Origin of the sequence: Marinobacter sp. CP1 (assembly GCF_001266795.1) — a bacterium.
Taxonomy (GTDB): Bacteria; Pseudomonadota; Gammaproteobacteria; order Pseudomonadales; family Oleiphilaceae; genus Marinobacter; species Marinobacter flavimaris.
In genome coordinates, this window is record NZ_CP011929.1 from 2631703 (window position 1) to 2646783 (window position 15081).

At 57.7% G+C, this 15081-nt stretch carries 13 protein-coding genes; 7 read left to right on the forward strand and 6 right to left on the reverse strand.

The genetic code is table 11. The features are described 5' to 3' along the window. Positions 1-78: 78 nt before the first annotated feature. Both ACP86_RS12155 and ACP86_RS12160 read right to left on the reverse strand, forming a co-directional pair. On the reverse strand, positions 79-1206 hold the full coding sequence (locus ACP86_RS12155; RefSeq protein WP_176443087.1) for a phospholipase A: 1128 nt from the start codon (positions 1204-1206) through the stop codon (positions 79-81). A gap of 11 nt (positions 1207-1217) precedes the next feature. Continuing rightward, complete coding sequence (locus ACP86_RS12160) at positions 1218-1556, reverse strand: hypothetical protein (protein ID WP_014575826.1); 339 nt, start codon at positions 1554-1556, stop codon at positions 1218-1220. 202 nt (positions 1557-1758) lie between these two features. Here ACP86_RS12160 and ACP86_RS12165 point away from each other — a divergent pair, with 202 nt between their 5' ends. Next, positions 1759-2172 (forward strand): c-type cytochrome, encoded by a 414-nt coding sequence (locus tag ACP86_RS12165; protein ID WP_053114121.1) that lies wholly within the window; start codon positions 1759-1761, stop codon positions 2170-2172. A 78-nt stretch (positions 2173-2250) separates the two neighbouring features. Here ACP86_RS12165 and ACP86_RS12170 read toward each other — a convergent pair whose 3' ends face one another. The 3 genes from ACP86_RS12170 to rep form a co-directional block, all read right to left on the reverse strand. After that, positions 2251-2796, reverse strand: a complete 546-nt coding sequence (locus ACP86_RS12170) for a hypothetical protein (protein WP_053114123.1) — start codon at positions 2794-2796, stop codon at positions 2251-2253. A gap of 20 nt (positions 2797-2816) precedes the next feature. Then, entirely contained in the window at positions 2817-5069 is a 2253-nt protein-coding gene (locus ACP86_RS12175; protein WP_053114125.1) for a galactose oxidase-like domain-containing protein, read from the reverse strand. A 105-nt stretch (positions 5070-5174) separates the two neighbouring features. Beyond that, positions 5175-7193 (reverse strand): DNA helicase Rep, encoded by a 2019-nt coding sequence (gene rep, locus ACP86_RS12180; protein WP_053114127.1) that lies wholly within the window; start codon positions 7191-7193, stop codon positions 5175-5177. Between the two features lie 143 nt (positions 7194-7336). On the opposite strand from rep, the gene ACP86_RS12185 reads away from it, so the two are divergent. The 4 genes from ACP86_RS12185 (at position 7337) to rmf (ending at position 13420) form a co-directional block, all read left to right on the forward strand. Then, positions 7337-9073: a putative bifunctional diguanylate cyclase/phosphodiesterase gene (locus ACP86_RS12185; RefSeq protein WP_053114129.1), complete on the forward strand. Its 1737-nt coding sequence runs from the start codon at positions 7337-7339 to the stop codon at positions 9071-9073. 49 nt (positions 9074-9122) lie between these two features. Then, positions 9123-11462, forward strand: a complete 2340-nt coding sequence (locus ACP86_RS12190; protein WP_053114130.1) for a Tex family protein — start codon at positions 9123-9125, stop codon at positions 11460-11462. 66 nt (positions 11463-11528) lie between these two features. After that, positions 11529-13082, forward strand: coding sequence for a glutamate--cysteine ligase (gene gshA / locus ACP86_RS12195; RefSeq protein WP_053114132.1), 1554 nt, complete (start codon positions 11529-11531; stop codon positions 13080-13082). Between the two features lie 122 nt (positions 13083-13204). After that, positions 13205-13420 (forward strand): ribosome modulation factor, encoded by a 216-nt coding sequence (gene rmf, locus ACP86_RS12200; RefSeq protein ID WP_008169923.1) that lies wholly within the window; start codon positions 13205-13207, stop codon positions 13418-13420. A 20-nt stretch (positions 13421-13440) separates the two neighbouring features. Here rmf and ACP86_RS12205 read toward each other — a convergent pair whose 3' ends face one another. Then, positions 13441-13890, reverse strand: coding sequence for a flagellar basal body-associated FliL family protein (locus tag ACP86_RS12205; protein WP_053114134.1), 450 nt, complete (start codon positions 13888-13890; stop codon positions 13441-13443). Positions 13891-13983: 93 nt separating this feature from the next. Here ACP86_RS12205 and ACP86_RS12210 point away from each other — a divergent pair, with 93 nt between their 5' ends. Further along, on the forward strand, positions 13984-14490 hold the full coding sequence (locus ACP86_RS12210) for a disulfide bond formation protein B (RefSeq protein ID WP_175497417.1): 507 nt from the start codon (positions 13984-13986) through the stop codon (positions 14488-14490). Positions 14491-14590: 100 nt separating this feature from the next. Then, positions 14591-15070: an Rsd/AlgQ family anti-sigma factor gene (locus tag ACP86_RS12215; RefSeq protein ID WP_008169916.1), complete on the forward strand. Its 480-nt coding sequence runs from the start codon at positions 14591-14593 to the stop codon at positions 15068-15070. The last annotated feature ends 11 nt before the right edge of the window (positions 15071-15081 follow it).

Here is a 15081-nt window from a genome sequence, read left to right on the forward strand (position 1 = left end):
CATGGACGTGCCGTAAGGAGCGTGTTTCAGGAAAGGACCCCGTGACGAGCGGTCCTGCACCGAAGTGTCAAGGCAAAGTCAGAGCCAGTCGTTCAGCATAATCCCGATACCAAACCGCTGAATCCGGTGGTTATAGTCGATCAGACTCTCCCCATACCCGTTGTAGTACTGGAAGAACCCCTTAACCGTATCCCCCATTGGGAAACTGTACCCGAACTCCACCGACGTCTTGTTATCATCCGACCGCAGGTTATTCATCAGCCGTAACGAAAACGTCCGGTCCTCGGTCAGCTTGTACACCGCATAGTAGTTGGCATGCCCCAGATAGCGCTCAATGTCGGCGTTGTCGTCGTTGCTGTTCTCCGGAATCCGGTACCAGGGTTGAACCATAAAGAGCCAGCGATCATAGCTGTAAGCGGCAGATCCCATAATCCGGTTCCAGCTTCGGGACCGAGGCTCCGACTGGCCGTTGGACTGATGGTTGAAGCCCAGGGTCACCCCATTCAGTCGCCCCGGTCCGATATCCCAGTCGGCCTGATAGCGCGCGAATATCTCGGGTTCGTAGTTGGTTTCCCGGAAAGGCGCGGAATCGTCCTTGTTGTAGACCTGCCAGAACGACGTCTGGGTGTAGCCAAACCAGAGGGTGGTGCGGTCATCCAGAATCCCTGTCAGCAACGGCACCTTGAAGCTGATCTGGTACTTGGCCTCTTCCCGTTCCAGGTCGTAGTCATAACCTACGGAGCCCAGTCTGGGGCTGGACGGCACAACGTTGGGGTCTTTCACCCAACTGATGGGCAGGATATAGGTGGGACGGTGGCCCACGAAACTTCCGGAGAATGAGAAAACGGCTTTTTCAGCGGCCACATAACGGTCGACCACTGCCGACATGACCCCCGCATCAGGGTCGCCTTCATGGGCGTTGCCGGCAACGGCATCGAGATCCTCGCCATTTGGTGCCAATTTTTCCGCGCTCTTCTCGGCTTGTTCTTTGGCACTTTCTGAGGCCTGGGCCTGGCGCTCTGCTGGTTTATAGAGGCTATCAAAACAGGCCAGCCGTTTGACCCCGTCGTCAATCAGAGCACATTGTTCGGGAGAGTCTATCGAGGGTGTCTCGTTGGTCTGAGCCGCCACCGTGGCGGACACCGACAACAGCAGCGAGATGGTGAGAAGGCCCCGTGGTGGCGACAGCGTATGAAGGTACGTCATGAGGCGGTCTCCTAGCTGGCAGTCAGGCTGAACCAGGTATTGGCAATGCCGTAAATCCAGACGCCGATCAGGGTGACGGCCAGAAGTGAGAAAATAACCTTGTGCTTGAACCGGTTGCCACTTTCCGCCGAGGCTACCCAGCGCAGGTACATGAGGCCGATAAAGCTGATGAAGACCCCGAGGCTGGCGAAGGCTGGAATCAGCAGCCAGCCGGCGCTGATGGTCTGACCGTCGCTGGTCTGGCTGGAAAACCACCCCATGGAAGCCAGCAAAACGGCAAGCGCCGTAAATTCGGCAATCAGCAGCGGTTTGCGCAACGGGTGGGGTGAAGTCGGTTCCGAATTGGTCATGGAAACAGGTCCTGAATGATGAAACGTCGGCGAACACCATGGTAACCGGATTGTTCGCGAAACACCCTCTGACTTACGAAATCGCAATTAAAATGGTTGAAATCAATTTATGATTTTGCTGTTTGGTTTTTTTGCCGGGTTTCAGTCGCTATAATGCGGCGACCGAAGATTATAACGCTCAAATGCGAGGTGCATTGTGAAGATGAAGAGAGTCCTGGCTGCTGTGTTGGTCGTTGCAGGCCTGACAGCTAGCGCCGTAATGGCAAGCGTCGAAGATGAAATCCGTGCACGTATCCAGCCGGTTGGCGAAGTGTGTCTGCAGGGTGACGAATGTGGCAGTGCTGCTGCTCCGACCGAGACCGCCAGCTCTGGTCCTCGTTCAGGTAGCGAAGTGTATGACGCGGTTTGCATGGCGTGTCACACCACCGGTGCTGCTGGTGCACCTGTGATTGGTGATGCCGATGCCTGGGCTCCTCGCATCGATAAAGGGCTGGACACTCTGGTCAGTCACGCGATCAATGGCTTCAATGCCATGCCTGCAAAGGGCGGTTGTGCAAGCTGTCCGGATGAAGAAATTCAGGCGGCTGTCGAGCACCTGGTGGCAGAAAGTCAGTAAGGCTATTTTGAGTAAAAGAAAAGCCCCCGATATTCGGGGGCTTTTTCTTATGGCCTTTCGGCCTTCCGGTTTAGGCGGTCAGGGGAGCGGTTTACGCCTCAGCTCGCCGACTATAATCGCTGTTTCGCCGGAGGCGGTTTGCAGGCTGATCGACCAGCTCTGATGTTCTGGTTCCTGGTGATGCATGCTCTCCATCGCTGCCAGGCGTGGGTCTAGCCAGCCAAAACTGGCACTTTGCGACAGCACTGCCCATCTGTCACTCTCCTCAACGGGCGTTCCCGAGAGAGTGGGGGCGTTTGGCAGAGACCGCCAGCTCGGGCTTTCGGTATTGACCATGACGGTCTTGCCAGTAAACCTGAGAAATGCCTCGTCTTGGGTTCCCAATACTGTCAGAGGGGTGTCGCCCCGGTAGCTCAACAGGATGCCCGGGCGTGGGGCATCCAGAATCATCGCGTTCAATCCCTGAATGTTCGGCTGCTTGGTAATGCGGGCCTGTACGATCTCAGAGGGAGCTCCCTCTGCGTCAGGTGCGCCGTGCGCCCCTGCTGGCGCGGAGGCCATCAGGGGCAGCAGGCCGAAAAAAACCAGAGGCAATCCGCCTTTGCTGATTCGTCCGTTTTTCATAATGTACTCCCTTTGCCTGGTTACAGAATCTCAAGTGTTGATTCGATAATTCCGTCGGCGGTCGTGGTGTCGCCCGCCACCTGGGTTGGCGCCATGCACTCGAGATTCTCGTTGACCACGGTGATGGGAGCCGATATCGAAGGCACCCTTCCTTCAGTCGTCTCTTTGCTCACGAACAACATGTATTCGCCGGCGGGTACCACGTTGTGGTTGTCGGGCATTTTCAGGGTTAGCTTGTTGCCATTGCCTCTCTCCATGATCAGCTCAATGGCGCGCTGGTCGCCATCAATCACATGGGTCATGACCGTGCGGCGAATCAGTAGCGCTTTGTCGATCTGGTCTGCTTGGTCAACCTTTATATTGAAGCGATCCCCAATAGTCAGGTTGCGCGGCGCGCTCTGGATTTCCGGGCGGTCATCACGCATGGCATAGGGTGGTGTGTAGATTTCAAAGCTGGGATCCCGTCCGTCATACGGCGCCAAACCGAAGTCCTGAAGATCGACAAAGGTCAGGTAAGCGGTGTTGATCGGTGAATGCCCGGCAATCATCACACGACCGTCTTCCATCAGTATGGCCGTGTTGTGGTAAGTCCGTGCCCGGTGGCCGGCTGCCATTTCAGTCCAGGTGCCCGTTTCCGGATCAAAACGCTCAGCCGTGCGAATCGGCCCCTCAAGGCCGGGCGCGACAACGCCATCACGGTTGCCGCCGCTGAACACCATGACACTGCCGTCCGGCATCAGAACATTGGTGCCATACCAGCGTGGCTGGTTGAGCGGTCCAGTAAGACGGGACTCGTAGCCGATGTCATCGCCATTCGTGGTGATTCGGTCTATACGGCTCTGGTCTGTGGGCAGGTAGCCGCCGGGATTGGTCAGCAGGGCGTAACTGGGCACGCCACCGGCAGTCAACAGCTCCACGTCTGTGTATTCGCCGTTGGCATTCGGTTTCAGCGGGAGCATGGTTGAAGAGGTGGAACCGCGCATGCCGCCGGCAATGGCCATTCGCAGGTCTTCTGAAATGCCCAGCTCTGCGCCGCTTTCCAGCAGATCAGATGGAGCTTCCAGCACATCGCCCAGAAGCGAGCCTACCTGGTCGAGGGAAAGATTGGTGATATTCAGTGTGCTGCTGAGCTGGCCCAGCCCGACTTCATCCAGTCTCAGGGGCAGTCCGGCATAGCCGATGTCGTTCCAGCGCTGGGTTGCGGGATTGTAGCTGGCGACAATGTTCCACAAGGCCTGGTCATAACCCTGGCCGAAGGGATTGAATGCCTGACCTCCGGCATTATAGAGCACGTGACCGTTGGGCAGCAGATGCATGCGCGGGTACAACGGCAAAGACCTGTCTGCGGTAGAGGGATTCTCTGTCCACGTTCCTGCGCAAGGGTTGTAGGTTTCCGTCTGAACCACGTTACGACCGCTACTCAGCGGTTCATCCGGATAAACCGGTTTCAGGAGCTTGGTGACGCCACTGGCAACAAAAACGTCGCCATTGCCCAGGGTGACCAGCGACGGGTACCAGCGGCCGTAGGTCATGTCACCGCTCTGGCGCCAGGTGTTGGTTGCCTCATCGAATATCCTGGAGTTCTTGATACCCTCCAGTTCCGCGACACCCAGGGGCAGGCCGTCAATGCCGGGCTCCGAATAATAGTCCGTACCGCCGACGGCCATGACATCGCCGTTTGCGAGGCCGATAACATCCGAGCAGAACAGGGCACCGTCGTTTTTGCTGGTGTTATCTGCAGTATCAATCAAGCCGTCGAGTTCGGTGCCGTTGAGCAGGGTTTCGCTGTCATTGCCGTCCGGGTTGGCACCGGCATCCAGCGGAGAGGGTTTGAGCCACGACGGGTTGTCGTTTTCATCCAGCGAAAGTACCCGGGTCTGGTCATTGACTGAAACTTCGCCAAATTCGGCGACGATCGATAGCTCGACGTTCTCAGTTCCCTCCAGCGCATTCAGGTAAAGCAGGCGACCGTCTTTCAGCAGGGCCATGGTGCCTGCTGCCGGTTTGCATTCATCCATGCCGTCGGCCCGGGTGATGCATTTTTCATCGGTTTCAACAGCTTCGCCGTCGACGATGATGGTTGGTTCCGCAAAAGGTTCGCTAAAACGTCCCTTCTCGGAGTAATCCTCTGCTAGAGCCGTCTGGCTCGATGAATCCTCGTTAGAGGTTCCGAGGAGTCCGCCCAGCAGACCCGCGCTGGCGGTCGTGGACTCCGCCGCAATGAGCAGAAACGAACCGGTAAGCTGACACAATCGATTGCGATGTGTGGACATGAAGCCCTCCTGATCTTGTTGTTGTCGAAGTGGGATCTGGTCTCCCGCTTGCAGAAACGGATCAGGGGCGTCAAAAGTTGCAGTAATTGTGAAAAAAAGTGAATTTTAAAGGCCGAGGTCGCCCAGAAGGGCGCTCAGAGTCGCTTTTCCCTTTTTCTGATTGGCTTCCACATCCAGGTCGCCAGTGCCCTCCCACTTGAGATCTTCTTCGGGCAGTTCATCAAGAAAACGGCTCGGGATGGTTTCCAGCTTTTCCCCGTACTGTTTGCGGCTAGCCGCATAGGTCAGCGTCAGTGTTTCCCGGGCGCGGGTAATGCCCACATACATCAGCCGCCGCTCCTCCTCGATGTTGCCTTCCTCGATGCTGCTTCGGTGGGGCAGGATTTCCTCTTCAAGCCCCATGATGAACACATGGGGAAACTCCAGGCCCTTGGAAGCGTGCAGGGTGAGCAGCTGAACCTTGTCGCTGTCGTCGTCCTCTTCCCGCTGTTCCATCATGTCCCGCAGGATCAGTTTGGTAATGGCATCTTCGATGCCGAGCTCATCGGCCGTGCCCTTGCCATCGTCGAGCATGCGCTGGATGGACTCCACCAGGTACCAGATGTTCTCCATCCGCCGCTCGGCCTGTTTGGGGGTGCCGGAGTGCTGGTGCAGCCACTCCTCGTACTCGATGTCCGTGAACAGCTGTTTGATCACGGGTATCGGGTTTTCGCTGTGTAGCCGCTCGCAGGTGGCGTCCACCCAGTGGGCAAAACGCCGCAGGCGATCCAGCCCCTTCTCGGTCACGTGGGTCTCTGCGCCCATGTCACCCAGGGCCTTGAACAGGCTGACGTTGCGGGACCGGGCGTAGTGACTGAGCTGCTCCAGCGTGCGCGGACCGATCTCCCGGCGTGGCACATTGACCACCCGAAGAAACGCGGCATCGTCGTCCGGATTGATCAACAGCCGCAGGTAGGACATGGCGTCCTTGATCTCGTTCTTTGAGAAAAACGACTGGCCGCCGGAGATGCGGTAGGGGATCTGGTAGGCCTGCAGCTTCATTTCCAGCAGTCGTGCCTGGTGGTTACCCCGATACAGCACGGCAAAGTCCCGGAAATCGAGCCCTTTTTTTAGTTTCTGGTCGAGGATCTCGGTGGCAACGCGGTCGGTTTCCGCGTCTTCGTTGCGGCATCGGACAATCCGGATTTCCTCGCCGATGGTGTGATCACTCCACAACGCCTTCTCGAACACGTGGGGATTATTGGCAATTACTGTGTTGGCACTGCGCAGGATCCGGGCAGTGGACCGGTAATTCTGCTCAAGCTTGACGATTTTCAGGCTAGGGAAGTCTTCCTTGAGCTGGGCCAGGTTTTCGGGCCGGGCACCGCGCCAGGCATAGATGGACTGGTCGTCGTCTCCAACCACGGTAAACGCGGCCCGCTCGGCCACCAGCTGCTTGACTAGTTCATACTGGCACACGTTGGTGTCCTGGTATTCATCCACCAGCATGTAGCGAATCTTCCGCCGCCATTTCGCGAGCACGTCCGGATTCGAGCGGAACAGCATCACGGGCAGCAGGATCAGATCATCAAAATCGACCGCGTTGTAGGCTTTCAGGTACTCGTTGTATTTCTTGTAGATAATGGCAATACGCTGTTCACGCTCATCGGCAGCCTTGCTCAGGGCCTCGGCGGGCCCCCGCATGGCGTTTTTCCAGGAGGAGATGGTCATCTGGATGTCGTTGAGTTCGTCCCCGGCCTCGGCGCTGGCTTCCCGGAGCATCAGATCCTGTAACAGGGCCTTGGCATCCTCGGCATCAAAGATCGAGAAGCCGGGGTGGTAGCCAAGATGCGTGTGCTCCTCACGGATCATGTTGAGGCCAAGATTGTGAAAAGTAGATACAATCAGGCCCCGGGTCAGCTTCCGGTCAACGATCCTGCCAACCCGCTCTTTCATTTCACGGGCAGCCTTGTTGGTGAAGGTGACTGCGGCAATATGACGCCCCGGTATTCCAAGTTGCTCGATCAGGTAGGCAATCTTGCGGGTAATCACGCTGGTCTTGCCACTGCCTGCCCCGGCAAGCACCAGCATCGGGCCATCGGCATAGCGGACTGCTTCGCTTTGTCTCGGGTTGAGCTTGTTCACAAATAAATGGCCAGAATGGAACGAAATGGGGATAACGGACGTGGGCTTATTCTACACCAGACAGAGTTACTGTACCTTGGGGATCTATAGACTATGATTAACAGAACGGACTCGGTTGTTCACGCATAAATGGATCCTGCTTGATGACACTGCCACTGGAAACCATGAGGCCCGGACAGTTGCGCCTTTTGGTTCTTACACCAGACTACGCTGATTTTCTCTGGCTGAATGCTCTTCTGGCGGGTGACGTCGACATCAGTGCGGACGCGACCTGGTGCCCGGATCTGGTGGATTGTGATGATCTGATCCGTAACGCCAGTTTTGATGTCATCGTCTGGGACTGCGTGTTCCATGGTGGCTCAGAGGCGTCTTTCCTGCAATATCTGGCGGTCGCCAGCAATGAAAAACCGGTTCTGGCCCTCAGTGCCGAGCCGCCGATGGAGCGCGCGCCAGAGTTGCTGGCTGCCGGAGCTGCCGATTACCTTTGTCGTCAAACCCTGGACCACTGGACGTTCCGTCGGGCCGTGAAATGCCTCTGGTATCGGGACCAGTTGTCCGAGTCCGCCCATGGTCAGCTGGGCCGCGAAGTCGCCACCGGTTTTATCAACCGGGACCTTTTCTTCGATCGTCTTCAGCAAGCGCTTCTGCGTGCCGAGCGGGCGGGCCACCGTCTGGCTTTATTGCACCTCAATATTGATGATTTCCGCAGCATCAACGAGTCGTTTGGCTATCAGAAAAGTGACCAGTTGATGATGAAACTGGCAGAGCGGCTCCGACATTCGCTTCGACGCGTGGATTCGCTGATGCGCATTGGCGGTGACGAGCTGGCTATTATTGTTGAAAAGGTCGAAGACTCCCTGGATATCACCCAGATTATCCGCAAGGTGGTCAGCGCCCTTGATGAGCCTGTTACCATTGATGGCCAGACCGTCGTGGTGAGTGTCAGCCTTGGTGTTGCTACCTACCCGGAAGCCGGCGATAGCGCCGAAAATCTGTTGCGTCGGGCCAATCGTGCCATGTTTGAAGCAAAACGGGATCCGGGCACCAGCTACCGCTTCTACGACCGCCAGTTGCACATTTCCGCCGGTTACCAGCTTCGCCTGGAGGCGGATTTGCGCAATGCCCTTCGGGGCAAGGAGCTCGAACTTTACTACCAGCCCCGGATTGATCTGGCCACCGAGGAGGTTCGGGGCGTGGAATGCCTGCTGCGTTGGAATCATCCGGAGCGGGGTTTGGTGGGGCCGGACGAATTCATTCCGGTTGCCGAGCGCAGCGGGTTGATCGTGCCCATTGGTTACTGGGTCATCGAGCAGGCCTGCAAACGCCTGCAGGAGTCCGCCGAGCTCGGTTTCCCCGGGCTGGTGTTCGCGGTCAACCTGTCGTTCAGGCAGTTTCACGATCGCAAGATGACCGAAACCATTTTCCGCATCATCTTTAACGCCAACGTGGATACCAGTCTGCTGGAGCTGGAGCTGACCGAGAGTGCCATGATGCACGACCCGGAGTACGCCCAGCGCTGCCTGCGGGAATTGAACCAGCTGGGTATCAGTTTTGCCCTGGACGATTTCGGCACCGGCTTTTCATCGTTGAGCAATCTCCAGCATCTGCCCATCTCGCTGGTGAAGATCGACAAGTCGTTTGTGCAGGAGTTGGGTAATTCCGCAGACGCCGAACACATTATCCGGGCCATTATCAGCCTGGCCCACAGCCTGCAGATCAGCGTCGTCGCCGAAGGCGTGGAAACCGAAGGGCAACTGGAGTTTCTGCGCCAGCAGCATTGCGATGAAATCCAGGGCTATTACTACGCCCGGCCCATGCCCTGGGCGGATCTTGTGCAATTCCTGAACAAGCGGGGACAGGCCGCTTGCCTGCAGCAGTAAGCCGCTGTACCTTTGCTGGTTTATTGGCAAAGCATCAGACAGAGGTTGCATGAACAGTATCTCCAGGCGTATCGCCGAGGAACTCGGTGTCCGCGAGCAACAGGTTAATGCCACCGTCGAACTGCTCGACGAAGGCGCGACCGTTCCGTTTATCGCCCGCTACCGGAAAGAGATCACAGGCTCACTGGATGACAGCCAGCTGAGGAACCTGGAAGAACGTCTGCGCTATTTGCGGGAACTGGAAGACCGTCGTGCCACTATCCTCAAGAGCATTGAGGAGCAGGGCAAGCTGACCGACGAGCTCAAGGCCACCATCCAGGACGCCGACACCAAGAACCGTCTGGAAGATCTTTACCTGCCCTACAAGCCCAAGCGCCGGACCAAGGCCCAGATTGCCCGCGAGGCGGGTCTGGAGCCGCTGGCTGACGCCCTCTATGATGATCCGACTCTCGATCCTGAAACCACTGCCCAGGGCTACCTGAACAAAGAAGCCGGCGTGGAAGATACCAAGGCTGCCCTGGATGGCGCCCGCTACATTCTGATGGAGCGGTTTGCCGAGGATGCCGAGCTGCTGGGCAGCCTGCGGGACTTTATCTGGCAGGAAGGCCAGCTGAACGTCACCGTGGTGGAAGGCAAGGAAAACGAGGGGGCCAAGTTCCGTGATTATTTCGACCACGTTGAGCCGCTTAAGAAAGTTCCGTCCCACCGTGCCCTGGCCATCCTTCGGGGCAGGAACGAGGGCGTTCTTGGTTACACGATTGTTGTTGGTGATGCCGAGGATGACCGCCGTGCGCCCCACCCGGCCGAGCAGCGCATCGCCGCTCGCTGGAATATCCGGGACAATGGTCGTGCTGCCGACAAATGGCTCTCGGAGGTGGTTCGCTGGACCTGGCGGGTGAAACTCTCCACCCAGATTGAAACCGATCTCATGGCACAGGTCCGCGAAGCGGCAGAAACCGAAGCCATCAACGTGTTCGCCGCCAACCTCAAGGATCTTCTGCTGCTTGCGCCGGCCGGTCCACGTCCGACCCTGGGCCTGGATCCAGGGCTACGCACCGGGGTGAAAGTGGCTGTTATCGATGGCACTGGCCAGGTGGCCGGCCACGGTGCCATCTTCCCCCATGCGCCGCAGAACCAATGGGACCGTTCCATCGAGCAGCTGGCGGCCTGGTGTCGGGAGTACAAGATTGAACTGGTGGCCATTGGCAATGGCACCGCTTCCCGGGAAACGGAGAAGCTGGTCGGCGACCTCAGCAAGCGTTACCCCGAATTGAAGCTGGCCCGGATCGTGGTCAGTGAGTCCGGTGCTTCGGTCTATTCAGCCTCCGAGTTCGCCTCAAAAGAACTGCCCGATCTGGATGTCACCATTCGCGGCGCGGTGTCCATTGCCCGCCGGTTGCAGGATCCGCTGGCCGAACTGGTGAAAATCGAGCCGAAATCCATCGGGGTGGGGCAGTACCAGCACGACGTTTCCCAGGTGCAGCTGTCACGAAGCCTCGATGCCGTAGTGGAAGACTGCGTAAACGGCGTGGGTGTGGATCTGAATACCGCGTCAGCGCCACTGCTGGCAAGGGTCTCGGGCCTGAACCAGACCATCGCCCAGAACATCATTGAGTTCCGCAACCAGAACGGCATGTTCCGCAACCGGAAACAGCTGCTCAAGGTCACCCGTCTCGGGGACCGCACGTTCGAGCAGGCGGCGGGTTTTCTGCGTATTGCCGGCGGCGAGAACCCCCTGGACCGGTCCTCCGTGCACCCGGAAGCCTATGGCGTGGTCGAGGCCATCGCCCGGAAAAATAATCGCGAAGTGGGCGATATCATCGGCGATTCCTCGTTCCTGCGTGGTCTGAATCCCCAGGATTACGTAACAGAACAGTTCGGTTTGCCGACTATCAAGGACATCATCTCGGAACTGGAGAAACCGGGGCGGGATCCGCGACCGGAATTCAGGTTCGCAAGTTTTGAGGAAGGGGTCGAAACCCTGAGCGATCTCAAACCCGGCATGGTGCTGGAAGGGTCGGTGACCAACGTGACCAACTTTGGCGCGTTTGTGGATATTGGTGTGCATCAGGATGGCCTGGTGCACATTTCCGCGCTGTCCCACACCTTCGTCAAGGATCCCCGAGAAGTGGTCAAGGCCGGGGATATCGTCAAGGTTAAGGTGATGGACGTGGATATCCCGCGCAAGCGAATTGCCCTGACCATGCGTATGGACGATCAGCCTGGCGAGAAAAACGAAGGCAAGCCAATGGCTGCCAACCGCTCCGGAGCCAGCCGCAAGGGCGGAAACCGGAATGCCGGTAATGGCGGTTCCGGTCAGAAATCGCCACAGGGCGCCATGGCTGGTGCGCTGGCCCAGGCACTTGCCTCGGCGCGCAAGGACAGCTGACGGGTTTACAATCTTTTCACCGGCCGGTTATGCACAAGAGCAAGCCGGCCGCAGCAGGAGTCGACCATGGCTGAATCCCGCCATTCCGTATTTCGTCAGTTCGCTGCCAGCGACTGGGATGGTTTCCTCAAGGGTGTCGAAAAAGAAGGGCTGCGGGTGGATCGCAACGGCTTCATCGCCCAGACTCCGCACCCCGAAGCCCTGGGGTCGGCGCTTACCCATCCGAGGATTACCACCGACTATTCAGAGGCCTTGCTGGAGCTGATCACGCCGGTGTTCGACAGCACGGCAGGCATGCTGAAATCGCTGCGGGATATCCACACGTTTGTGCAGCAGAACCTGGGTGACGAAGTGTTCTGGGCGACAAGCATGCCCTGTGAGCTGGATGGTGACCCGAGTATCCCCATCGCCGAGTATGGCAGCTCCAATATTGGCCAACTCAAGCATGTTTACCGGCAGGGACTGGCCGTGCGCTACGGCCGTATGATGCAGAGCATCGCGGGCGCCCACTACAATCTGTCCCTGCCCGACAGTTTCTGGCACAAGTGGCAGGAATTGCTGGGCCACGAGCAAAGCCTGAAAGACTTCAAGTCGGACCAGTATTTCTGGCTGATTCGCAATTTCCGCCGCCGCAGCTGGCTGCTGATGTTGTTGTTCGGTGCTTCGCCCGCCCTGGATGCCAGCTTTGTAGCCGGCGTGAACCATGATCTCTCGCGATTTGATGAACGCACCTGGTTCGGTGAGTACGCAACCTCGTTACGGATGGGCGATCTTGGGTACCACAACAACGCACAGGCATCCCTGAATATCTGTTTCAACGAGCTGAGCACCTACACCCAGACTCTGGATCGGGCCATTCACACCACCTGGCCGGCGTATGAGTCGATCGGCACCCGCCGGGGCGACAAGTTCATCCAGATCAACACCAGCGTACTGCAGATCGAGAACGAGTATTACAGCGCGGTGCGCCCCAAACGCACGACGCAGCGTGAGGAAAAGCCCATCCAGGCCCTCGAAGCCCGGGGTGTGGAGTACATTGAGGTGCGATGTTTGGATCTTGATCCCTTCTCGCCGGTTGGTGTGAACGAGGCCCAGATCGATTTTCTGGATCTGTTCCTGCTGGACTGCCTGCTAGCAGACTCTCCCCGAATTGGCGATGCCGAATGTGAACGCCTGGATGACAACTACAAGGATGTGGTCGCCAATGGGCGTTATCGAGAGTTGGCGCTTTGCCGTGGTGGGCATCGTACCCCGGTATCCGACGCTGCGAACGACATTCTGTCGCAGCTGGAGCCCCTTGCGGAACTGCTCGATAGTTGGCGGGGTGATGACACCTACCGCAACGCCCTTGCCGCCCAGCGCGAAGTGTTGACCGGTGAATGGACCGTGCCGTCTGCCCGGGTTCTCGATGCCATGCGTTCCTCTGGCCTGGGTCACCGGGAGTGGGGTATGGAAATGGCGCGGCAGCATCAGCAGAGCCTTAGGCAGGAAGGTCTTGGTGATGATGTGCGCCGCGCGTTTGAGGCTATGACGTCAGAATCCCTGACCGAGCAGGCCGACATGGAAAGCGCCGATACCCTGTCGTTCAGCGAGTTTCTGGAACAGTACCTGCGCTCTTGAACGTTGGGTTCGGGAGGCGTCGCAGGAGTCTGCGGACCTGACGCACAGAAACTGAACAAAGATTTGTCTCCCTCCGGTCCGGCTGTTAATTTTTGTAACATCAGGATCGGGAGGGGATTGCGATGGCAAGGGATATCAAACTCGGCTGGGACGTGGAAGCCCTGAACAAGGCTTACCGACAGGGCTATATGGCGGCCAACATGGGCATGGACAAATCCCGCTGCCCCTATCGTGGTGACGTCGTTATTGCGGCCTGGGAAGCCGGTTGGGATGATGCCGATCAGGTGGCCCGTGATGACCGCGACCAGTCAGATGATCTGTTCTCGCGGATCGCCTGAACCACTGGCCGGTTCCAGCTTCACTTCTGCACGACAAACTCCGTAAACAGCACGCCGGCTATGCTTTCGCCGGTCTGCTGCTCTTCCAGTACCGCATTGATTCGCTGTTTGGCTTCTTCGCGCAGCGCCTCCTGGCCCTCCATTGAGGTGAGGCGATCGGTATCCGTTTGCTCACCAAACAGCATGACCAGTTCGTGTCGCAATCGGGGCATGTGAGCATCCACGGCAGGCCGTGCGCTCGCGCTGTTTGCCCGCAGACTGACCGCGGCTTTCAGATAGGTTGGCTTGTTGCCGGGCGTACCCACGTGGGTCACGAACGGTGGATCCATGCTGATGTAGTCGGTAAAGCTGTTTTCTTCTTCAGCCACGTCCTCGTCGGCATTTTCCTCTTCCTGGGAAACGGCCGGCAAAGAGATCGTTGCAAACAACAGAAAAAGAAGCGTCAGAACAGATTTTGGCTGGCGTGTCATAGGCTTGAAGTTGATCGTGGTTTAGGGTTAAGTGACGAGAATAGCAGGCCCTGTGGCCGCTTGCAGTTTCAATTCACGATTCGAGGTGTTCTTTTGACCAGCAGATGGGTTTTCGGGCTTATTTTCCTTGTATGTGCCGCACTCCTTGGTGTGGCTTTTTATATGGAGCATGTGATGGGGCTCGAGCCCTGCCCGCTTTGCTGGTTACAGCGCTTCGGTTTCATGGGTGCCGGTCTGGTCAGTTTCCTGGCCTTTCTCCATGGCCCCACCGGATTCGGCGTGCGGATCTATGGGTTCCTGCTGGTGCTGACCGCCGGAGCAGGGCTGGGTGTCGCCGGGCGGCAGTTGTGGCTGCAGAGCCTGCCGGCGGACCAGGTGCCGGCATGCGGGCCTTCGGTGGACTACATGCTGGACGTTCTGCCGTGGTTCGAGGTTCTGTCTACCGCGCTCCAGGGCACCGGGGACTGCGCTGAAGTGGTCTGGCGGTTCCTGGGTTTGAGCATTCCCGGCTGGACTGCTGTCTTTTTCTCGCTGCTTGTCATCACCGGTCTGGTTTTGATGTTTCGCCGGCAAAAACCCCGGGAATGGATTCGAGGCTGAAACGGTTGCGGGGAACCGCAGCCATGGGGTAACTTGATCCAAACCTAATAAAAATCAAAACCGAAACAGAAGTAGTCAAGACAAGCGGAGAACAGGCGTCATGTTGGAAAATTGCCGAAATGCCAGGGAGCGCTGGGGCGGCGTCAGCGAGCTGATTGATCGCTGGCTCAAGGAGCGTCAGGAGCTTCTGGTGCATTACTGCGACCTGTCCGGAGAAAGCGACTTCTCGCAGACCGAAGCATTGAGAGAAAAATTCGTGCGCCTGTGTGAAGTTCTGGTGGACTACGTGTCTACCGGTCATTTCGAGATCTACGAGCAGTTGGTGCGAGAGGCCCGGGAATTTAACGATGGCGGGTTGGAGCTGGCTGCCAAGGTTTATCCCCGTATTGAGCAAACCACCGAGGTTGCCCTTAACTTCAATGACCGGCTGGATGGCCGGGATTTGTCCGAAGAGGATGTCAAAGAACTGTTCGGTGAATTGTCGAAGCTGGGTGAAACTCTGGAGACCCGGTTCGAGATGGAGGATTTCCTGATCGAGCATCTGCACAATGCCCATGCCGGCAAAGTAGCCTCTGCCTGAGAAATCCCTGA

What these genes read in the sequence shown, in the direction of transcription:
- ACP86_RS12155 (WP_176443087.1), bottom strand. Translation starts at nt 1,206, where the DNA reads ATGACGTACCTTCATACGCTGTCGCCACCACGGGGCCTTCTCACCATC.
- ACP86_RS12160 (WP_014575826.1), bottom strand. Translation starts at nt 1,556, where the DNA reads ATGACCAATTCGGAACCGACTTCACCCCACCCGTTGCGCAAACCGCTG.
- ACP86_RS12165 (WP_053114121.1), top strand. Translation starts at nt 1,759, where the DNA reads ATGAAGAGAGTCCTGGCTGCTGTGTTGGTCGTTGCAGGCCTGACAGCT.
- ACP86_RS12170 (WP_053114123.1), bottom strand. Translation starts at nt 2,796, where the DNA reads ATGAAAAACGGACGAATCAGCAAAGGCGGATTGCCTCTGGTTTTTTTC.
- ACP86_RS12175 (WP_053114125.1), bottom strand. Translation starts at nt 5,069, where the DNA reads ATGTCCACACATCGCAATCGATTGTGTCAGCTTACCGGTTCGTTTCTG.
- ACP86_RS12185 (WP_053114129.1), top strand. Translation starts at nt 7,337, where the DNA reads ATGACACTGCCACTGGAAACCATGAGGCCCGGACAGTTGCGCCTTTTG.
- ACP86_RS12190 (WP_053114130.1), top strand. Translation starts at nt 9,123, where the DNA reads ATGAACAGTATCTCCAGGCGTATCGCCGAGGAACTCGGTGTCCGCGAG.
- gshA (WP_053114132.1), top strand. Translation starts at nt 11,529, where the DNA reads ATGGCTGAATCCCGCCATTCCGTATTTCGTCAGTTCGCTGCCAGCGAC.
- rmf (WP_008169923.1), top strand. Translation starts at nt 13,205, where the DNA reads ATGGCAAGGGATATCAAACTCGGCTGGGACGTGGAAGCCCTGAACAAG.
- ACP86_RS12205 (WP_053114134.1), bottom strand. Translation starts at nt 13,890, where the DNA reads ATGACACGCCAGCCAAAATCTGTTCTGACGCTTCTTTTTCTGTTGTTT.
- ACP86_RS12215 (WP_008169916.1), top strand. Translation starts at nt 14,591, where the DNA reads ATGTTGGAAAATTGCCGAAATGCCAGGGAGCGCTGGGGCGGCGTCAGC.